The sequence below is a fragment of the Chromobacterium sp. Rain0013 genome (genome assembly GCF_015291765.1).
Classification (GTDB): Bacteria; Pseudomonadota; Gammaproteobacteria; order Burkholderiales; family Chromobacteriaceae; genus Chromobacterium; species Chromobacterium haemolyticum.
Window position 1 is genome coordinate 2929696 of the sequence record NZ_CP031514.1, and the last position, 19998, is coordinate 2949693.

Annotated in this window: 21 protein-coding genes; 18 read left to right on the forward strand and 3 right to left on the reverse strand. The window is 66.8% G+C overall.

What is annotated here, in order from left to right:
* Window positions 1-185 precede the first annotated feature (185 nt).
* Both DXT74_RS13545 and DXT74_RS13550 read left to right on the forward strand, forming a co-directional pair.
* Complete coding sequence (locus DXT74_RS13545; protein WP_081554656.1) at window positions 186-872, forward strand: hypothetical protein; 687 nt, start codon at window positions 186-188, stop codon at window positions 870-872.
* Between the two features lie 331 nt (window positions 873-1203).
* Complete coding sequence (locus DXT74_RS13550) at window positions 1204-1479, forward strand: hypothetical protein (RefSeq protein WP_043641678.1); 276 nt, start codon at window positions 1204-1206, stop codon at window positions 1477-1479.
* 4 nt (window positions 1480-1483) lie between these two features.
* Here the strand turns inward: DXT74_RS13550 and DXT74_RS13555 are convergent, their stop codons facing one another.
* A complete protein-coding gene (locus tag DXT74_RS13555; protein ID WP_114153560.1) occupies window positions 1484-2389 on the reverse strand; it encodes a LysR substrate-binding domain-containing protein in 906 nt (301 codons plus the stop codon).
* Between the two features lie 120 nt (window positions 2390-2509).
* Between DXT74_RS13555 and DXT74_RS13560 the strand changes: the two genes are divergently transcribed.
* Entirely contained in the window at window positions 2510-3433 is a 924-nt protein-coding gene (locus tag DXT74_RS13560; RefSeq protein WP_194426211.1) for a DMT family transporter, read from the forward strand.
* A gap of 18 nt (window positions 3434-3451) precedes the next feature.
* On the opposite strand, the gene DXT74_RS13565 is transcribed toward DXT74_RS13560, so the two are convergent.
* A complete protein-coding gene (locus DXT74_RS13565; RefSeq protein ID WP_194426212.1) occupies window positions 3452-4000 on the reverse strand; it encodes a disulfide bond formation protein B in 549 nt (182 codons plus the stop codon).
* A 10-nt stretch (window positions 4001-4010) separates the two neighbouring features.
* Window positions 4011-4166 carry a DUF5993 family protein gene (locus tag DXT74_RS13570; RefSeq protein WP_019103097.1) on the reverse strand — a complete coding sequence of 52 codons (156 nt, stop codon included), beginning with the start codon at window positions 4164-4166 and terminating at the stop codon, window positions 4011-4013.
* A 267-nt stretch (window positions 4167-4433) separates the two neighbouring features.
* Between DXT74_RS13570 and DXT74_RS13575 the strand changes: the two genes are divergently transcribed.
* The 15 genes from DXT74_RS13575 (at window position 4434) to DXT74_RS13645 (ending at window position 19980) form a co-directional block, all read left to right on the forward strand.
* Complete coding sequence (locus tag DXT74_RS13575; RefSeq protein ID WP_194426213.1) at window positions 4434-7775, forward strand: ATP-binding protein; 3342 nt, start codon at window positions 4434-4436, stop codon at window positions 7773-7775.
* On the forward strand, window positions 7772-8665 hold the full coding sequence (locus tag DXT74_RS13580) for a response regulator transcription factor (RefSeq protein ID WP_194426214.1): 894 nt from the start codon (window positions 7772-7774) through the stop codon (window positions 8663-8665). The genes DXT74_RS13575 and DXT74_RS13580 overlap by 4 nt, the downstream gene beginning before the upstream one ends.
* Window positions 8666-8795: 130 nt before the next feature.
* Complete coding sequence (gene urtA, locus DXT74_RS13585) at window positions 8796-10061, forward strand: urea ABC transporter substrate-binding protein (RefSeq protein WP_194426215.1); 1266 nt, start codon at window positions 8796-8798, stop codon at window positions 10059-10061.
* Window positions 10062-10079: 18 nt separating this feature from the next.
* Complete coding sequence (urtB, locus tag DXT74_RS13590; RefSeq protein ID WP_194426216.1) at window positions 10080-11660, forward strand: urea ABC transporter permease subunit UrtB; 1581 nt, start codon at window positions 10080-10082, stop codon at window positions 11658-11660.
* Window positions 11661-11668: 8 nt separating this feature from the next.
* Window positions 11669-12769 carry an urea ABC transporter permease subunit UrtC gene (gene urtC / locus DXT74_RS13595; RefSeq protein ID WP_194426217.1) on the forward strand — a complete coding sequence of 367 codons (1101 nt, stop codon included), beginning with the start codon at window positions 11669-11671 and terminating at the stop codon, window positions 12767-12769.
* Between the two features lie 37 nt (window positions 12770-12806).
* Window positions 12807-13640 carry an urea ABC transporter ATP-binding protein UrtD gene (gene urtD, locus DXT74_RS13600; protein WP_194426218.1) on the forward strand — a complete coding sequence of 278 codons (834 nt, stop codon included), beginning with the start codon at window positions 12807-12809 and terminating at the stop codon, window positions 13638-13640.
* Window position 13641: 1 nt separating this feature from the next.
* Entirely contained in the window at window positions 13642-14340 is a 699-nt protein-coding gene (gene urtE, locus DXT74_RS13605) for an urea ABC transporter ATP-binding subunit UrtE (protein ID WP_043592229.1), read from the forward strand.
* A gap of 3 nt (window positions 14341-14343) precedes the next feature.
* Entirely contained in the window at window positions 14344-15186 is an 843-nt protein-coding gene (locus DXT74_RS13610; RefSeq protein WP_043641691.1) for an urease accessory protein UreD, read from the forward strand.
* A 27-nt stretch (window positions 15187-15213) separates the two neighbouring features.
* On the forward strand, window positions 15214-15516 hold the full coding sequence (gene ureA, locus DXT74_RS13615) for an urease subunit gamma (RefSeq protein WP_194426219.1): 303 nt from the start codon (window positions 15214-15216) through the stop codon (window positions 15514-15516).
* 10 nt (window positions 15517-15526) lie between these two features.
* A complete protein-coding gene (locus DXT74_RS13620) occupies window positions 15527-15832 on the forward strand; it encodes an urease subunit beta (protein ID WP_043641697.1) in 306 nt (101 codons plus the stop codon).
* A complete protein-coding gene (gene ureC, locus DXT74_RS13625; protein WP_043641699.1) occupies window positions 15829-17529 on the forward strand; it encodes an urease subunit alpha in 1701 nt (566 codons plus the stop codon). Before DXT74_RS13620 ends, ureC begins: the two co-directional genes overlap by 4 nt.
* A 9-nt stretch (window positions 17530-17538) precedes the next feature.
* Window positions 17539-18033 carry an urease accessory protein UreE gene (gene ureE, locus DXT74_RS13630; protein WP_043641702.1) on the forward strand — a complete coding sequence of 165 codons (495 nt, stop codon included), beginning with the start codon at window positions 17539-17541 and terminating at the stop codon, window positions 18031-18033.
* Window positions 18030-18710 (forward strand): urease accessory protein UreF, encoded by a 681-nt coding sequence (locus DXT74_RS13635; RefSeq protein WP_194426220.1) that lies wholly within the window; start codon window positions 18030-18032, stop codon window positions 18708-18710. The genes ureE and DXT74_RS13635 overlap by 4 nt, the downstream gene beginning before the upstream one ends.
* Window positions 18711-18740: 30 nt before the next feature.
* Complete coding sequence (ureG, locus tag DXT74_RS13640; RefSeq protein ID WP_194426221.1) at window positions 18741-19406, forward strand: urease accessory protein UreG; 666 nt, start codon at window positions 18741-18743, stop codon at window positions 19404-19406.
* Entirely contained in the window at window positions 19390-19980 is a 591-nt protein-coding gene (locus DXT74_RS13645) for a HupE/UreJ family protein (RefSeq protein ID WP_194426222.1), read from the forward strand. Before ureG ends, DXT74_RS13645 begins: the two co-directional genes overlap by 17 nt.
* Window positions 19981-19998 lie beyond the last annotated feature (18 nt).

A 19998-nucleotide genomic window follows, 5' to 3' on the forward strand; every position in this document is an offset into this window, starting at 1 on the left:
TCGTGAATACGGTTGCTTGGGCGTGGTCGGGCATGACGGCGCAAGGTGGGGCGCCAGCGGTGCGGGCTCGAAAATTGAGCGGCAAATGATGATAAATGCGTATGTTCTTGTAAATATAGTCAAAAATGAAAATGTAATTTCTATGTTAGCATCGTCGGCTTTCTAAAAAGCTCAGTTCAAATCCAATGAAAAAACTCTTGCCCTTCTTGATGTTGCTCAGCCTGCAAGCCCATGCCGACGATGAGGCGCTGCGCCAGATATTCAATTGCGACGGCAGTTTCTTTCGCTACATCGCCCAACCGGGCAAGGCTATTCCCGGCCTGCCGGTGACGGTGGAAAACGGCCGTGCCGCATTGCGGATGCAGCCTATTCGCGATCAAGCTCGGGAGATGGAGGAAGACGTCAGCGGCGCGTCCGAAGGTTTGACCTCGCTGCTGCGTTACTCCGCAATCGAGGAGCCGGTAGCGCTGACCCCGCAATGGGCCTTGCGTAATTACGTGGAAGAGCACTACCACTTCACCAATAGCCCGACAGACGTCAACGGTGTGTCGGAAGCCTATAACTGGGGCTTTCGCTTGCTGGGTCAGCGGGATATGACGCTCAAGCAGTTCGTGGCTCAGCGGCCGGATCTGAAATTCACCTGCTCCAAGGAAAAGGGTGGCGTTTGTACGTTGTTCCGCCAATGGGACAAGGGCGCGTGGAAAACCATCAAGCCTTCGCAGCAGTACGCGGATGTGCCGCGTTTGTTGCTGATCGCTTCCAAGTCTGATCCTAAGCATTTCTCGCTGGAATGCTCCTTGCTGGTGGAGGGCGAACGCCTGCCGTCGCAGTTGATCAAGGATTTGCAGCCGGATTGGGCCTTGAATTTTTAAAGTCTCGCTCTTGCCTGCGAGACTTTGAACAGCCTCTGAGTATTGGCTCGCGATGTGCGTAGTCAGAGGCTGGCGAGATTCCCGTTTCAGCCCCTTTTTGGGGCTTTTTTCATGGGCGCGAGGCTTGGCCGGCGACGCCAATGGCCAGCTCAAAGTCTGTTTGGCGATATTGAAATGATAAATGGGAATTTAGTTTTAAATATGAATTACGTAGTAATAACTAAATCCTTGCCCAGGCGCGGACGCCCCAGCTATACCGGCATTGGGCGGGGCGGGCAAAGCTGGCTCCGTGTTGTTTCCAGTGTTGGATAACTCATTACGGGAGCATGACATGTCTGAACAATTGCTGGGTGGTTGGTCCGGTTTCCGGCCGGTGGATGAAAAGGACCGCAAGGTTTTCCATCAGGCCACGGAAGGTTTGCTGGGCGTGAAATACGTGCCGTTGGCGGTGTCCACGCAGGTGGTGGCCGGGGAAAACTATATTTTCCTGGCTAGCGCGGAGGTGGTGTATCCCGGCGCGCAGCCGCATCTGGTGGCGGTGTACATCTATCAGCCGCTGGGCGGCAAGCCGCCGCATGTGACTCGCATCGAGAACGTGCGTCTGTAAACCCTCAGCCAAGACGCTGTTGCGCAACAAGCCCGCCGCCCGGCGGGCTTTTGTTTTGGGCGGCCGCGGCTTGTTCCAGCAGCCATTGTTTGAAGACGCCCATTTCCGGGTCGCGCAGGAGGTCCGGGCGGTGTATCAGGTAATAAGCGAGGTCGCTTCGCAGCGGCGGCGCGGGGAGTTCGCGCAGCCGGCCGGCGGCCAGTTCGGCTTGCAGCAAGGAGCGCCGCGCCAGCGCGTAGCCGCGGCCGGCCAGCGCGGCTTCGATGGCGGCGTTGGAGTCCACGCAGACCACGCCTTGGTCGCAGTCCAGTTCCAGGCCGGCGGCGCGGCTCCATAGCCGCCAATCGCCGCGGTGTTCGTCGTGCAGCAGCTGTTCCCCGCTGAGGGCGTCCAGCCGCGCCGGCAGCGTGGGCGCGCATACCGGCGTCAGTTCGTCGTCCAGCAGCTTGCAAGCGTTGAGGCCGGGGTAGTCGCCCAGGCCGTGGCGCACGGCGAAGTGGATGTTTTCCGAAGCGAGGTCGACCACACGGTTGCCGGTGCTGACGTGGACGTCGATATGCGGGTGCTCGCGCATGAAGCCCTGTAGCCGGGGCAGCAGCCATTGCGCGCCAAACGATGGGGTGCAACTGAGCAGGATCACCCGGCGAGCGCCGGTCAGCCGCGCGGTGGCGTGGTCTATCAGGTCCAGCGCTTGGCGGCAGGCGTCCAGGTAGTCGCGGCCGGCGGCGTTGAGCGCCAGGCCGCGCGCGCGGCGTTCAAACAGGGGCTGGCCGAGGAAGCTTTCAAGTTTGCGCAGTTGCTGGGAGACGGCGCCGGGCGTGACGTGCAGTTCTTCGGCGGCCTGCTTGACGCTGAGCCGTCTTGCGGCGGCTTCAAAGAAGCGGAGGGAGTCCAGCGGTGGTTTGGGCATATTCGTTTAGATTTTCTAAATCATCAAGCAGGAAAAATTGTTTGTTCGCCGCATCTTTGCGGTTGATGATTTCAGTATCTGGTTTAGCAAAGTTAAATACAAGGCGAAGGGAGAGGCATCATGGGGATGGCGAGCTTGAGTCGTTTGCTGCTGTTGGCGGCTTTGTGGGGCGGCAGTTTTTTGTTCATGCGCATCGCCGCGCCTACGCTGGGCGCGTTGCCCACGGCGTTTGGCCGGGTGGCGCTGGGGGCGGCGGGCCTGTTGGGGTTGATCGCCTTGCTGCGGGTGCGTTTGTCCTTCAAGGGCAAGCTGGCCGCCACCATGATGCTGGGGGTGATCAATTCCGGCCTGCCTTTTCTGCTGTTCGCGCTGGCGGCCCGGGTGTTGCCGGCCGGTTATAGCGCGATCTTGAACGCCAGCACGCCGCTGATGGGGGTGTTGATCGGCGCGGCGGCGTTTGGAGAACGTATTACCGCCAACAAGCTGGCCGGCGTGTTGATTGGTCTGGCGGGCGTGGCGGTGTTGACACGGACGGGGCCGGCCGCGGGGCCGGAAGCGCTGTGGGGCGTGGCGGCTTGTCTGACGGCCACCGCCTGCTATGGGCTGGCGGGGTTTCTGACCCGGCGCTGGATAGCGGACCGGGGCGGCCTGGATAGCCGCGTGGTGGCTTTGGGCAGCCAGCTGGGCGCGGTGGTGTTGCTGTTGCCGTTCATGGCGTGGCAGGCAAGCGCGCAGCCCTTGAGGTGGCCGGCGGCGGGAGCGGAAGTGTGGCTGGCCATGCTGGCCTTGGGCCTGCTGTGTACTTCGCTGGCCTATATCTTGTACTTCCGCTTGATAGCCGACGTCGGCCCGCTGAAGGCGTTGACGGTGACGTTCTTGATTCCGCCCTTCGGCATTTTCTGGAGTTGGCTGGCGCTGGGCGAGACGGCGACGCTGTCCCAGGCCTTGGGCGGCGGTTTGATCGCGCTGGCGCTGTGGCTGGTGCTGCGGCCGGAAGCGCCGGCGGCGCGCGCCGCCGCGCCGGACGAGGATTGGTCGATCTAGCGGCGGCGCGGGGCGGGCTTAGTTAAGCAGCAGATAGTTGATCGGGCTTTCTCCGCAGGCCGCCAGGCCGCATTCGAGGAACACGGACAGGGCGTTGCCCAAGAGCAGCAACATGGTCAGGGCCACGCCGGCTCTGGCCAGCCGGCTCAGTTGCGCCGGGGGCTGGCGGTCGAAGCTGTGTTCTCGCTGGCACAGCATCAGCAGCAGCCCGCTGCCGATGAAGACGGCGAAGAAGGCGATGGCGGCCCAGGTGTAGAAGTGCAGGCCCAGGACGGGCGGGCCGAAGCCGGCGTCGCCGGGGGAAATGTGCAACAGCACTTGGCGGCCGGCCACGGCGAAGCCGGCGGCGGCGGCCAGCAGCATCATGCCGTAATGGCCGGGCTTGTCGCCCAGCAACACGTTGGCGGCCAGGGCCACCGCTATCGCGCACAAGGCCACGCGTTGCAGCAGGCAGAGCGGGCAGGGCAGTTCATGCTGGGCGAACTGGAAGTAGAAGGCGACGAGCAGCATCAGGTTGATCAGCAGCAGGCCCAGCTGGTTTAGTTTGCCGGTGAGGTTTTGCGTCATGTCGGGTTCCTCACAGGGAAATGGGCAATGTGCTGGTGGCGTGGAACTTGAACCAGTACAGCGTGAGCGCGAAGGCCAGGCCCCAGCAGGCGTAGGCCCATTGGCGCTTGCGCAGAATCAGGGCCAGCAGGGAGGCGGCTAGCAGTAGAAACAACAGGGTATCCATCGGGAAGTCCTTAATGTGGCGGGTCGGCGGGGCCGGCCTGGGTGGTGGTTGCCAATGAATATTAGCGCTTGCTTAATGTTGTGTGAATAGCTTGTTTACGGGCGGTGCAGCGAAATTCTTTACGCAATCAGTACATTTATGATTCGTATCGTATAAAACGGGCGTGGCCGCACGCGATGCCGCGCCGCCGAGCTTTACGGCCCGCGGCGGCCATTGGCAAGCTTTTTGCATTGAAGCTGTTGTTAGCATACGCTCAAGGCCGCCGCCATGTCCGCCTCCGATCCCGCGCCGCTTTACGCGGTGAAAGTCCGTCGCGATTACAACAGCTGGGTAGCGTGCGAGTCGCTGGAGGATTTTGCGCTGCGTTATACCCCGCACAGCTTCCGGCGCTGGTCGCCGTGGCGAGTGGCGCACACCGCGCTGGGCGGCGCCGCCGCCTTTCTGGTGTTGGAGGCGGTGGGCGCGGCGATGCTGACGGCGGGAGGCTTCGTCAACGCGGCCTGGGCCATTCTGGCGGTGGGGTTGGTGATTTTGCTGGTTGGCCTGCCGATCAGCGTCTACGCCGCCCGCTATGGCGTGGACATGGATTTGCTGACCCGCGGCGCCGGTTTCGGCTATCTGGGCTCCACCGTCACTTCCTTGTTGTACGCCGCCTTCACCTTTATTTTCTTCGCGCTGGAAGCCGCCATCATGGCGTATGCGCTGGAGTTGGGGTTTGGCCTGCCGCCGGCCTGGGGCTATCTGCTGTGCACAGTGGCGGTGCTGCCGCTGGTGGCTCACGGGGTCACCGCCATCAGCCGGCTGCAAGCCTGGACCCAGCCGCTGTGGCTGGGCTTGCTGCTGTTGCCTTACGGCTTTGTGCTGGCGCGCCAGCCGGAGGCGCTGAGCGGCTTCTGGCACTATGCCGGGGCGGAAGGCGGGGCGGGCGGTTTCGATCTGCGCCGTTTTGGTGCGGCCTTCGGCATCGGCATCGCCTTGATCGCCCAGATGGGGGAGCAGGCGGACTATCTGCGCTTCATGCCGCCGCCCGCCGCCGGCCAGCGCCGCCGCTGGTGGTTGGCCTGCCTGGCCGGCGGGCCGGGATGGGTCTTGCCGGGCATGCTGAAGATGCTGGGCGGCGCGCTGCTGGCCTGGCTGGCCTTGGATCACGGCCAGACGGATGGGCCGGCGCCGGATCCGGCTCGCCTGTATTGGTTCGGCTATGTCCAGGGATGGGGCGACGGCCGGCTGGCGCTGGCGGCGACGGTGCTGTTTGTGCTGCTGTCGCAGCTGAAGATCAATGTCACGAATGCCTACGCCGGTTCGCTGGCCTGGTCCAATTTCTTTGCGCGGCTGACCCACAGCCATCCGGGACGGGTGGTGTGGGTGGTTTTTAATCTCTTGATCGCGCTGTTGCTGATGGAGCTGGAGGTTTTCCAGGCGCTGGCGCATGTGCTGGCGCTGTTCGCCAATCTGGCGATCGCCTGGATGGTCACCGTGGCGGCGGATTTGGCCATCAACAAGCCGCTGGGGCTGAGCCCGCCGGGCATAGAGTTCCGCCGGGGCTATCTCTACGACGTCAATCCGGTGGGGCTGGGTTCGCTGGTCTTGGCCTCGGCGGTTTCGGTGTCGGCGCATCTGGGGGCGTTGGGCGAGCAGATGCAGCCGCTGGCGCCCTTCCTGTCTTTGCTGACCGCCTTGCTGGCCACGCCGGCGCTGGCCTGGCTCAGCGACGGCCGTTATTACCTGGCGCGCCGGCCGGCGTTGCCGCCGGCCCCGCCGCAGCGCTGCGTATTGTGCCGCCGCCAGTACGAGCCGCCGGACATGGTGAGCTGCCCGGCGTATCGCGGTTGGATCTGTTCCTTGTGCTGCACGCTGGACGCGCGTTGTGACGACCGCTGCAAGCCCAAGGCGCGGCTGGACGAGCAATGGCGCGCATGGCTGAGCCGGCTGTTGCCGAGCGCTTGCCGGCCGTATCTGCAACGAGGCCTGGCCGATTATCTGCTGCTGATGACGCTGTTGCTGGCGGGCTTGGGCCTGTTGTTGGGCGGCTTGTTTTGCCTGGCGCGGAGCCGACCGGGCTTGGACGCGCTGGCGGCGCGGCTGCCGCAATTGGGCGCGGGCCTGCTGTTGGGCGGCAGCGTGCTGGCGTGGTGGCTGGTTTTGCTGCGCCAGAGCCGGCAGGTGGCGAGGCAGGAGTCCAAGCGGCAGACCCAGCGCTTGTTGCGGGAGATCGCGTCCCACCGCCGCACCGACGCGCTATTGCAAAAGGCGCGCCGGGCCGCGGAACAGGCCAACCAGGCCAAGAGCCGTTATGTGAGCACGCTCAGCCATGAGCTGCGCACGCCGCTGAACAGCATGTTGGGCTATGCGCAGATCCTGGACGGGGACCCTGAGATTCCGCCGTCGAAGCGGCCGGCGTTGGCGGTGATCCGCCGCAGCGGCGATCACCTGCTGTCGGTGATCGAGGGCACGCTGGATCTGGCGCGGATCGAGAGCGGCCGGCTCAATCTGGAGCCGCGGCCGCTGGATTTCGCTGAGTTCATCCGCCAATTGACGGCGATGTTCCAGTTGCAGGCGCGGGAGAAGGGGCTGGGCTTCCGCTTCCTGCCGCAAGGGGAATGGCCGGCCATGGTGCGCGCCGACGAACGCCGGCTGCGACAGGTCCTGATCAATTTGCTGGGCAACGCGGTCAAGTTCACCGCGCATGGCGAGGTTAGCCTGGGCTTGCGTTATCAGGGCGAGGTGGCGTATTTCGAGATTGCCGACACCGGCCCCGGCATCGCGCCGGAGGAGGCCGAGCGCGTGTTCGAGCCGTTTGAGCGCGGCGGCGGGGCCGCCGGCCAGGGCGGCAGCGGGCTGGGCCTGACCATTGCGGGGATGTTGACCTCGCTGATGGGAGGCGAGCTGAGGCTGGACAGCCGGCCGGGCGAGGGCTGCGTGTTTACGCTGCGCTTGTTCCTGCCGCGATTGGGCGCCGCGCCGGCGCCGCCCTTGTCGGCGCGCGTCGGCTATCAGGGCCGGCGGCGGCGGGTGCTGCTGGTGGATAACCATGCGCAGGATCGGGAGATGCTGGCCAGCGCCTTGCTGCCTTTGGGTTTCGAGGTGGAGCAGGCCGCCAGCGGCCAGGCTTGCCTGGACTGGCTGGAGCAGGCGGCGACGCTGCCGGACCTGGTGTGCATGGATCTGGCGATGCCGGGTCTGGACGGCTGGGAGACCTTGAGGCGTATCCGCCGGCGGCATGGCGATGCGCCGGCGTTGGCGGTGATTTCCGCCAACGCCTTCGAGCAGGGGCAGGACAACGACGCGGGCATCCGCGCCGAGGATTTCTTCGTCAAGCCCATCCGGGTAGAGCGCCTGCTGGACTGGATAGGCCAGCGCTTGGAGCTGGAGTGGCTGAACGGCGCGGAGCCGGCGCTGCGCTGGCCGCCGGAGGAGGCGCTGGACGAGCTGCGGCAGGCGTTGCGGCGCGGGTATCTGCGCGGCGCGCGCGCCGCCTTGCAGCGGCTGGAGGTGGGCGCGCTGGGCGCTGACCCTGCTTACGCGCCATTCCTCGCACGGGCGCGAAGCCTGCTGGACGGCTGCCGGCTGGACGAGCTGCTGCAATGGCTGCCGGGAGCGCCGGTATGAGCGCGCCCTGGGCGGAGCGGGCGACGGCGCTGATTGTCGATGATCAGCCGGAAAACCTGGCCTTGCTGCACGACGCGCTGGATTCTGCCGGCTATCGGGTCTTGCTGGCCACGGACGGCGCGGCGGCCTTGCGACGCGCCGCCGAATGCCGGCCGGACATCATTCTGCTGGACGCGGTGATGCCGGGCATGGACGGTTTCGAGACGGCGCGGCGTTTGAAAGCGGAGGCGGAAACGCAGGCGATTCCCATCGTGTTCATGACCGGGCTCAGCGACAGCGAGCACGTGCTGGCGGCGTTTGCCGCCGGCGGCGCGGATTACGTGGTCAAGCCGCTGCGGCCGGCGGAGGTGTTGGCGCGGCTGGCCGCCCATATCGGCAGCGCGCGTCAGCTGTGCCGGGCGCGGCAGGCGCTGGAGGCGTCGGGCCAGGCCTTGCTGGCGGCGGACCCGGCCAGCGGCCGGCCGCTGTGGTTGACCGAGCGCGCGCGCGGCCTGCTGCGCGCTCACGGCTGGTCCGAGGCGGCGCTGGCGGAGCGCTGGCGGCTTTGGCTGGGCCAGGCCGAGGCGGGCGCGAGCCTGGCGTTGGAGGGGGGCGACGGCTCGGGCCTGCTGGCGAAGCGCTTGGCCGGGGACGAGTGCTTGCTGGCCTTGAGCGAGGGGGGCGAAGCCGCGGCGCCGCAGCGCCTGATGCGGGCGCTGGGGCTGACTCCACGTCAGGCCGAGGTGCTGCATTGGCTGAGCCTGGGCAAGACCAATCGCGACATCGGCGACATCCTCGGCATGAGTCCGCGCACCGTCAACAAGCATCTGGAGCATGTGTTCGCCCGCCTGGGGGTGGAAACCCGCACCTCGGCCGCGGCGCTGGCTTTGCGCAGCGCCGGCGGCGGGTGAGGGGGCATACGTCATGTAACGTATTTCGGCCGGGCGGGCCGGGGCTTAGTCTGATCCTGCAGTGCAACAATTTCCAGCCGGGCCGGCCAGACGGCCTCCCGGCGTTTCAGGATCGCCCCAGGAGCTTCCCATGTTCATTCGCCCTCATGTCTTGCCTACCCTTGCGCTGAGCCTGGCGCTGGGCGGCCTCGGCGCCGCGCCGGCCCTGGCCGCCGGCACCATCAAGGTAGGGGTGCTGCACTCCCTGTCCGGCACCATGGCCATTTCCGAAACCTCGCTCAAGAATATGGCGCTGTTCGCCATCGACCAGATCAACGCCGATGGCGGGGTGCTGGGCAAAAAGCTGGAGCCGGTGGTGGTGGACCCGGCATCCAACTGGCCGCTGTTTGCGGAGAAGGCGCGCCAATTGCTGAGCCGAGACAAAGTGGCGGTGACCTTCGGCTGTTGGACTTCGGTGTCGCGCAAATCGGTGTTGCCGGTGTTCGAGGAGTTGAACGGTTTGCTGTTCTACCCGGTGCAGTACGAGGGCGAGGAGATGTCGCCCAATGTGTTCTACACCGGCGCGGCGCCCAATCAGCAGGCGATCCCGGCGGTGGAGTACCTGATGAGCAAGGAGGGCGGCGGCGCGCGGCGCTTCTTCCTGCTGGGCACCGATTATGTCTACCCGCGCACCACCAACAAGATTCTGCGCGCCTTCCTCAAAACCAAGGGGGTCAAGGACGCGGACATCCAAGAGGCCTACACCCCGTTTGGCCATAACGACTACCAGACCATCGTCGCCAATATCAAGAAGTTCGCCGCCGGCGGCAAGACCGCGGTGGTGTCCACCATCAATGGCGACTCCAATGTGCCGTTCTACAAAGAGCTGGGCAATCAGGGCCTGAAAGCGGCCGAGGTGCCGGTGATGGCGTTCTCGGTGGGCGAGGAGGAGCTCAAGGGCATGGACGCCAAGCCCTTGGCCGGCCATCTGGCGGCCTGGAATTACTTCATGAGCGTTAAGAACCCGGTCAATGCCAAATGGACGGCGGACTACCGCGCCTGGGCGCGCAAGAAGGGCATTGCCGGGGCGGACAAGCTGGTGACCAACGATCCGATGGAGGCGACCTACGTCGGCATCCGGCTATGGGCGCAAGCGGCGCGCAAGGCCGGCAGCACCGACGTGGCCGCGGTGAGCAAGGCCCTGGCCGGGATGCGCCTGGACGCGCCGTCGGGCTATCCGCTGGAGATGGACGCCCGCAACCACCATTTGCGCAAGCCGGTGATGATTGGCGAGATTCAGCCCAACGGACAGTTCTCGGTGGTGTGGAAAAGCCGGAGCGTGGTGCGCGCACAGCCGTGGAGTCCGTACCTCCCAGGCAACGACAAACGGCCGGATGCCCCGGTGAAGAGCAAGTGAGCCGAGAAGGAGTCCGCGATGTCCTGGTGTAAAGCCTTGTCTTGGGCGCTGGCGCTGTGGTGCGCGGCGGCCGGCGCCGGCCCCTTGGCCGACCTGGCTGGCGCCGATCCGGCCGAGCGCGCCGGCTTGATTGAAAGCTGGGCGCCGCGTCCGGACGCGGAGCGCCGCGCGGCGGTGGCCGCGTTGGAGGAGGGCCGGCTGTTGCAGTCCGCCGATGGCCGGCGCGTGTTGTGGCTGCGGCCGGACGGCGCGCTCGGCGATGCGGTGTCCGGCCAGCCGGCGGCGGGCGACGCCGCCAGTCTGGAGCCGCTGCCGCTGAACAACCGGCTGCGCGGCGCTTTGGCGGTGTTTCACGCGGTCGACGAACTGGCCGCTGCGGATGCTGTCCGGCGGCTGGCCGCGGTCCGTGTGCTGGCGGACAGCGCTAACCCGGCCTTGCTGCCCTTGCTGCGGAACCGGCTGGCGCGGGAGGGCGACGCCGAGTTGCGGCGCGCGTTGGAGCAAGCGTGCGCCCGCTTGTCGCTGGCCAGCCCGGACCCGGCGCAGCGGAGAGCCGCCGCCGCGGCGCTGGCGGACAGCGGCGATCCGGCCGCCTTGGCCTTGCTGGCGCCCTTGACCGACGCCGCCAGCGAAAGCGACGCCGGGGTGCGCGACGCCGCGACGAGTGCGCAAGCGGCCATCCGCGCCAGCGTGCAGGTGGACAATTTACTGGGAGCGGCCTTCGCCGGCCTCAGCCTGGGCTCGGTGCTGCTGCTGGCGGCGTTGGGCTTGGCCATCACTTATGGCTTGCTGGGCGTGATCAATATGGCGCACGGCGAGATGCTGATGCTGGGGGCCTATGTCTCTTATGCGGCGCAAAGCCTGTTTCAAAGCCGCTGGCCGGCCGCCGCCGACGCCTATCTGGCGCTGGCGTTGCCGGCGGCCTTCCTGTTCACCGCCGGCGTGGGCATGGCGCTGGAACGGCTGGTGATCCGCCACCTCTACGGCCGGCCGCTGGAAACGCTGCTGGCCACCTGGGGCATCAGCCTGGCGCTGATGCAGTTGGTGCGAACGCTGTTCGGCGCGCAGAACGTGGCGGTGGCCAATCCCGGCTGGTTGACCGGCGGCTGGGTCTTGAGCCCGGCGCTGACGCTGCCCTACAACCGCATCGCCGTCATTTTGTTCTCCGCGCTGACGCTGGGCCTGGTCTGGCTGGCGCTGAACCGCAGCCGGCTGGGTCTGTTTGTGCGCGCGGTGACCCAGAACCGGAGCATGGCGGACAGCCTGGGCGTGGCGACCGGGCGGGTGGACATGCTGGCCTTCGGCCTGGGCAGCGGCATCGCCGGCCTGGGCGGGGTGGCGCTGAGCCAGATAGGCAATGTCGGCCCGGACTTGGGCCAGGGCTATATCGTCGACAGTTTCATGGTGGTGGTGCTGGGCGGCGTGGGCCAGTTGGCCGGCGCGGCGTGGGGCGCGCTGGGCCTGGGCGTGGCCAACAAGCTGCTGGAACCGGCGCTGGGCGCGGTGCTGGGCAAGATTCTGATCCTGGCCGGCATCATTCTGTTCATCCAAAAACGTCCGCAAGGCCTGTTCGCCCTCAAGGGCCGGGCCGTGGATTAGGAGCCGCCATGCATCTTCCTTACTCTTTGAGGCTCATGTCCGGCCTGAGCCGCAGGCGTTGGGGCGCGGCGGCGTTGGCCCTGGCCTGGCTCGGCTTGCTGGCGCTGCCCTTGCTGCATGTGTTCGCGCCGGCGGACAGCGGCTGGCGGGTGTCGGCTTATGTTCTGACCCTGGCTGGCAAGATTCTGTGCTACGCGGTGCTGGCGCTGGCTTTGGACCTGGTCTGGGGCTATGCCGGCTTGCTCAGCCTGGGCCACGGCTTGTTCTTCGCGCTGGGCGGCTACGGCATGGGCATGTATCTGATGCGGCAGATCGGCAACGATGGCGTCTACCAGAGCGCGCTGCCGGATTTCATGGTGTCGCTGGACTGGCGGGCGCTGCCGTGGTTCTGGCAGGGCAGCGAGCACCTGGCCTGGGCCTTGTGCCTGGCGGTGGGCGCGCCCGGGCTGCTGGCGCTGGGCTTTGGCTGGCTGGCTTTCCGTTCCCGCATTCGCGGTGTGTATTTTTCCATCATCACCCAGGCGCTGACCTACGCGGCGATGCTGCTGTTCTTCCGCAACGAGACCGGTTTTGGCGGCAATAACGGCTTTACCGGTTTCAAGCGCATCCTGGGCTTCGGCATTGCCGAGCCGGCCACCCGCGCCTGGCTGTTCATCCTCAGCGCGCTACTGCTGTCGCTGTCTTTGCTGGGGGCGTTCTGGCTGATGCGCGGCAAGTTCGGCCGCATTCTCACGGCGGTGCGCGACGCCGAATCGCGGCTGATGTTTTGCGGTTATCGGCCGCAGGATTACAAGCTGGCGATATGGGTGTTGTCCGCCATGCTGTGCGGGCTGGCCGGCGCCTTGTACGTGCCGCAGGCCGGCATCATCAATCCGGGCGAGATGTCGCCGGGCAACTCGATAGAGGCCGCCGTCTGGGTGGCGGTGGGCGGCCGCGGCACCTTGATTGGGCCGGTGCTGGGCGCGGTGCTGGTCAATGCGGCCAAGAGCTGGTTTACCGTGGCCTTGCCGGAGTACTGGCTGTTCTTTCTGGGCGGCTTGTTCATTGCCGGCACCCTGTTGCTGCCGCGCGGCTTGATGGGTTTGCTGGCGCGAGGCCGCGGCGCGTGAAGCCGCCGCGCAGTTATTTATTTTCCGGATATGCGACATGAATGCAACAAGCGAAAATCCTGCTCCGCGCGGACAGTGGGAGGGCGAGGCGGTGGGCTTGTCCCGTCCATTGACGCCGGGACTGGACATCCGGCACGGACAGATATTATATCTTGACGATGTCATAGTTGATTTCGACGGTTACCGCGCCTTGAACCGCTTGACGCTGTCGATCGCCGTCGGCGAATTGCGGGTGGTGATCGGCCCCAACGGCGCCGGCAAGACCACGATGATGGATGTGATCACCGGCAAGACCCGGCCCGACGCCGGTAGCGTGTTCTTCGGCCAGACCATAGACCTGCGCCGGCACGACGAAGCCGAAATCGCCCAACTGGGGATAGGGCGCAAATTCCAGAAGCCCACGGTATTCGAGGCGATGACGGTGGCGGACAACCTGGAGCTGGCGCTGGCCGGGGACCGATCGGTGCACGCCAGCCTGCGCGCGCGGCTGGGCGCGGCTCCGCGCCGCCGCATCGACGAACTGCTGGAACGGGTGCGGCTGCAGGATCAGCGCGGCCGGCTGGCCGGCCTGCTGTCGCACGGCCAAAAGCAATGGCTGGAGATTGGCATGCTGCTTGCTCAGCAACCCAAGCTGCTTTTGCTGGACGAGCCGGTGGCCGGCATGAGCGACGCCGAAACCGAGCAGACCGCGGAGCTGCTGCTGAGCCTGAAAGGCGAGCACTCCCTGATGGTGGTGGAACACGATATGGATTTCGTCGCCAGCCTGGGCGGCAAGGTGACGGTGCTGGCCGAAGGCGCGGTGCTGGCGGAGGGGACGCTGAGGCAGGTGCAGGCGGACGAGCGGGTGATCGAAGTGTATCTGGGGCGCTGACATGCTGGAAATCGACGGACTGGAACAGTATTACGGCGGCAGCCGCATCCTGCGCGGGATCAGCCTGCGCGCCGAGACTGGGCAGATCACCTGCCTGCTGGGGCGCAACGGCGCGGGCAAGAGCACGCTGCTCAAATGCCTGAGCGGGCAATTGCCGATACGCGGCGGGCGCATGCTCTGGCGCGGCGAGGACATTGCCGCGCTGGCCCCGCATCAGCGCGCGGCGCGCGGCATCGCCTATGTGCCGCAGGGGCGCGAAATTTTTCCGAGGCTGACGGTGGAGGAAAACCTGCGCTTGGGGCTGGCTCGCTTCTCCGGCGCGGCGGGCCGGCGCTTGCCGGACAGCGTGTTCGAGATGTTTCCGGTGCTTGACGAGATGCGCGGCCGCCGGGGCGGCGACCTGTCCGGCGGCCAGCAGCAGCAATTGGCGATTGGCCGCGCGCTGGTAGGGCGACCGTCGCTGCTGATGCTGGACGAGCCGACCGAGGGCATTCAGCCCTCCATCATCAAGCAGATCGGCGCGGCGATCCGCCAACTGGCGGCTGGACGCGAGATGGCCATTTTGCTGGTGGAGCAGTATTACGACTTTGCCGAAGCGCTGGCGGACCGCTATCTGGTGATGGCGCGCGGCGAAGTGGTGCGCAGCGGCCTGGGCGGCGACATGCAGGCGGACGGCGTGCGCGGACTGTTGGCGATCTGAGCGATGCGCCGCGACTCCGCCGCCATCGGCCTGCCGCCGCCCTGGGCCGCCGAACTGGAACTGGCTTACCAGCGCCGCGACGGGCGCACCATTCCGGTGCGGCGCCGGCATTGCGGCCCTTTGAGGGTGCAACGCCACTTCATCGACGCCGCCGGCCAGTGCCAGCACATCATCGTGCACCCGCCGGGGGGCATGGCGGGCGGCGACAGCCTGAATCTGGCGGTGAGTTTGGAGGAGGGCGCGGACGCGCTGCTGACCAGCCCCGGCGCCGCCAAGTGGTACGACGGATTCGGCCGCCCGGCCAGCCAGCGGCTGGAGCTGAGCTTGGCTCCCGGCGCGCGGCTGGAATGGCTGCCGCTGGAAACCATTCTGTTCGCCGGCGCGGAGGTGAGCTTGCAAGGCCGCGTCCGGCTGCAGGGCGACGCCGCGCTGCTGTACGGCGATGTGCTCTGCCTGGGGCGTCCGGCCTGCGGCGAGCGTTTCGACCGAGGCCGCTGGCGGCAAAGCCTGGACATTGAACGCGACGGCCGGCTGATTTGGTGCGAGCGCGCCGCCTTGGCCGGCGGGGACCGCATGCTGGACGCGGCGGCGGGGATGGGCGGCCAGACCGTGGCCGGCCTGCTGCTGTGGGCCGGGCCGGCGCTGCCGGCGGCCTTGCACCAGGCGATCTTGGAACTGCCGCTGACGGGCCGCGCCGCCGCCAGCCAGTTGCCGGATGTCTGGCTGGCGCGCTTCATCGGGGACAGCGCCGAAGCCGCCCATCATTGGCTGCGGCGGGCCCGGCGTTTGCTTTACCCGTTCACCCATGGCCGCGCGGCGCAGGAGCCGCGCATCTGGGCGACTTGACCCTTCAATGAGAAATGGGATTTCACGATGGAATTGACGCCCAGAGAAAAAGACAAGCTGCTAATCTTCACCGCCGGCCTGCTGGCGGAGCGCCGCCGCGCGCGCGGCCTGAAGCTGAACTATCCGGAGGCGGTGGCTTACATCAGCGCCGCCATCATGGAGGGCGCGCGCGACGGCAGGAGCGTGGCGGAGCTGATGCATTACGGCGCCACGCTGCTGGGCCGCCAGGAGGTGATGGACGGCGTGGCCGAGATGATCGCCGATATTCAGGTGGAAGCCACTTTCCCGGACGGCACCAAGCTGGTCACCATCCACCAGCCCATTGTATGAGGACGCCGCGATGATTCCGGGACAGATCCAGGCCGCCGAAGGCGAGATCGAACTCAACGCCGGCCGCCGCACCGTGACGCTGACGGTGGCCAATACCGGCGACCGGCCTATCCAGGTGGGCTCGCACTATCACTTTGCCGAAACCAACGACGCGCTGCAGTTCGACCGCGCCGCCGCCCGCGGCTGCCGGCTGAACATCGCGGCCGGCACCGCGGTGCGCTTCGAACCGGGACAGACCCGCAGCGTGGAACTGGTGGAACTGGCCGGCCTGAGGCGGGTGTTCGGCTTTCAGGGCCGGGTAATGGGGGGCTTATGAAAATCAGCAGGCAGGCGTATGCCGAGATGTTCGGCCCCACCGTCGGGGACCGGGTGCGCTTGGCCGACACCGAATTGTGGGTGGAGGTGGAGCGCGACTACACCGTGTACGGCGAGGAGGTGAAGTTTGGCGGCGGCAAGGTGATCCGCGACGGCATGGGTCAAGGGCAGGGGCTGGCGGCGGAGGTGGCCGACACCGTGCTGACCAATGCGCTCATCCTGGATCACTGGGGCATCGTCAAGGCCGACATCGGCCTCAAGGACGGCCGCATCGCCGCCATCGGCAAGGCCGGCAACCCGGATATTCAGCCCGGCGTCGACATCGTCATCGGCGCCGCTACTGAAATCATCGCCGCCGAAGGCATGATCGTCACCGCCGGCGGCATCGACAGCCACATTCATTTCATCTGCCCGCAGCAGATCGAAGAAGCCTTGATGTCCGGCGTCACCACCATGATAGGCGGCGGCACCGGGCCGGCCACCGGCAGCAACGCCACCACCTGCACGCCGGGGCCATGGCATCTGGCGCGGATGCTGGAAGCGGCGGAGGCCTTTCCGATGAACCTGGGCTTCACCGGCAAGGGCAACGCCAGCCTGCCGGAGCCGCTGCGGGAGCAAGTGCGCGCCGGCGCCATCGGCCTCAAGCTGCACGAAGACTGGGGGAGCACCCCGGCGGCGATAGACAACTGCCTGACGGTGGCGGACGAGATGGACGTGCAAGTGGCGATCCATACCGACACCCTGAACGAATCCGGCTTCGTCGAAGCCACGCTGGCCGCGTTCAAGGGTCGCGCCATCCACACCTATCACACCGAGGGCGCCGGCGGCGGCCACGCGCCGGACATCATAAAAGCCTGCGGCTACGCCAATGTGCTGCCCAGTTCCACCAACCCCACCCGGCCGTTCACCGTCAACACCATAGACGAACACCTGGACATGTTGATGGTGTGTCATCACCTGGACCCGGGCATCGCGGAGGACGTGGCCTTCGCCGAAAGCCGCATCCGGCGCGAGACCATCGCCGCCGAGGACATCCTGCACGACCTGGGCGCCTTCGCGATGATGTCCTCGGACAGCCAGGCGATGGGGCGGGTGGGGGAAACCATACTGCGCTGCTGGCAGACCGCGGACAAGATGCTGCGCCAGCGCGGCCCCTTGCCGGGCGACGGCCCCGGCCACAGCAACTTCCGGGTCAAGCGCTATCTGGCCAAGTACACCATCAACCCGGCGTTGACCCACGGCATCGCCCATGAGGTGGGCAGCGTCGAGCCCGGCAAGCTGGCGGATTTGGTGCTGTGGCGGCCTGCCTTCTTCGCGGTCAAGCCCAGCCTGATCCTCAAGGGCGGCGTGATCGCCGCCGCCGCGATGGGCGACCCCAACGCCAGCATTCCAACGCCGCAGCCGGTGCACTACCGGCCGATGTTCGGCAGCTGCGGCGCGGCGGTGGCGCGCGGCAGCGTCACTTTTGTATCGCAGGCGGCGCTGCAGGCCGGCATCGGCGCGGAACTGGGCCTGCGCAAGCGCTTGGTGGCGGTGCGCGGCTGCCGCCATCTGCGCAAGACGGACCTGATCCACAACGATTATCTGCCGCATATCGAGGTGGACCCGCAAAACTATCAGGTGCGCGCCGATGGCCAGCTGCTGTGGTGCGAACCGGCCGAGCGCCTGCCGCTGGCGCAGCGCTATTTCTTGTTTTGAGAGGATGCCATGTTGCTGCTGACACGCCGCGCCGACGATGCGAGCGCCTGGGACGATGAGCTGCTGATGAGTTGCGAACTGCGCGGCAAGCGCCGGCTACGCACCCGCAGCGCCGCCGGAGAAGACTGCGGGCTGTTTCTGGAGCCGGGGCCGCCGCTGGCCGACGGCGAAGTGCTGCAGGCAGAGGATGGCCGCCGGGTGCGGGTAGTGGCCGCGGCGGAAGCCTTGCTGCATGTCAGTTGCGCCGACGCCATGGCCTTGACCCGCGCTGCTTACCACCTGGGCAACCGCCATGTGCATCTGCAAGTGGGCGACGGCTGGCTGCGGCTGCTGGACGACGAGGTGCTGGCGCGGATGCTGGAGCAGATGGGCGCGCAGGTGCGAAAAATCGACGCGCCGTTTCAGCCGGAGGCCGGCGCTTACGGCGGCGGCCATCACCACTCCCACGGCAAAGAGGCGGCCTTCCAATATCCGCCGCGGCTGCACCAGTACGGCGCGGCATGAGCGCGCTGTCGCGGCTGCAACTGCTGCGGCTGGCCAGTCCGGGCCTGCCTATCGGCGCGTATAGCTACTCGCAAGGGCTGGAGAGCGCGCTGGAGCTGGGCCTGGTGCATGACGCCACCAGCGCCGCCGCCTGGCTGGGCGATGTGTTGCAAGGACCGCTGGCCCGTTTTGAAGCCGCTCTGCTGGCTCAGGCCTGGCGCGCGCTGGCCGCCGACGATCAACCGGCGCTGGCGCGGATCAATCAGCAATTGCTGGCCAGCCGAGACAGCCGCGAATTGAGGCAGGAAACCGTGCAGATGGGGTATTCGCTGCGCCGCTTGCTGCAAGCGCTGCCGGAGTGCGCCGCTTTGCCGTGGCCGGCCGGCCTGGAGCAGCCGGAGTTGGCGCTGCCGGCGGTATGGGCGCAGGCGGCGCGCGCGCTGGGCGCGGACGAGGCCGGCGCGGTGGATGCTTATCTATGGAGCTGGCTGGAAAACCAAGTCACGGTTCTGCTCAAGGCGATGCCGATGGGGCAGACGGCCGGCCAGCAATTGTTGTCGGCGCTGTTGCCGGCCGTGGCAGCGGCCGGCGCCGAGGCGAGACGGATGCCGGCGGAACAACTGAGCAATTTCGCCCCTGGCCTCGCCTGGGCGGCGATGAAGCATGAAACCCAGTACAGCAGGCTGTTCCGGTCTTGAGCCGGCGGCCGCGATCTCAAGGAGAAAGCGATGAACACAACAGGACTCGCCAAGGGCCGCGGACCGTTGCGGGTGGGCATAGGCGGGCCGGTGGGCTCCGGCAAGACCCACCTGACCTGGGCGCTGTGCGCGGCGCTGCGCGATAAATACAATGTCGCCGCCGTGACCAACGACATCTACACCCAAGAAGACGCGCAATTCCTGGTCCAGCATCAAGCGCTGGAGGCGGACCGCATCATCGGCGTGGAAACCGGCGGCTGCCCGCACACCGCCATCCGTGAGGACGCGTCGATCAACCTGGAGGCGGTGGCGCGGCTGAACGCCCGCCATCCCGGCCTGGATATCATCTTCATCGAAAGCGGCGGCGACAACCTGGCCGCCACTTTCAGCCCGGAGTTGTCCGATCTGACGCTGTACGTGATCGACGTGTCCGCCGGCGACAAGATTCCGCGCAAGGGGGGGCCGGGCATCTGCAAGTCGGACCTGCTGGTGATCAACAAGATCGATCTGGCGCCGTTGGTGGGGGCCTCGCTGGACGTGATGGCGCGCGACGCCGGCCGCATGCGCGGCGAGCGGCCCTTCGTTTTTTCCAATCTCAAGCTTGGTCAGGGTCTGGCCGACATCATCGCCTTTGTCGAAACCCAGGGCATGCTGCAACTCAACGTCACAGGAGCCGAAAATGACTCTCTTGCGTAAACCTCCGTCGGCCGCGCTGGCCATATTGCTGGTCAGCGGGCTGGCCCAGGCTCACCCCGATCACGCCGTCGCCGGTTTCTCCAGCGGCCTGGCGCATCCGCTTGGCGGGCTGGACCACCTCTTGGCCATGCTGGCGGTGGGCTTGTGGTCGTGGCGGCTGGGCGGCGCGGCCCGATGGCAAGGACCGCTGACCTTCATGGCTTTGCTGGCCGTTGGCGGCGTCCTGGGCTGGTTGGGCGTGAGCGCGGCGGCGCTGGAAAGCGGCATCGCCGCCAGCGTGATCGCGCTGGGCTTGCTGCTGGCCTTCGCCTTGCAGCCGCGACGGGGGCTGGCCTTGACGGCGATTGCCGGTTTCGCCTTGCTGCATGGCATCGCCCATGGTCAGGAGATGCCGCACGACGCCTCCGGCTTGGCTTACGCCGCCGGTTTCGTGCTGGCTTCCGGCCTGTTGCACGCGGCCGGCTTGTTGTTGGGGCGAGCGGAAGCGCGCTTTGCGCTGGGCGAACGGCTGGGCCGCGTTGTCGGCGGCGGCATCGCCCTGTGCGGAGCGCTGATGCTGGGCGGCTGGGTCTAGCGGCGCGGCAAGGCAGGG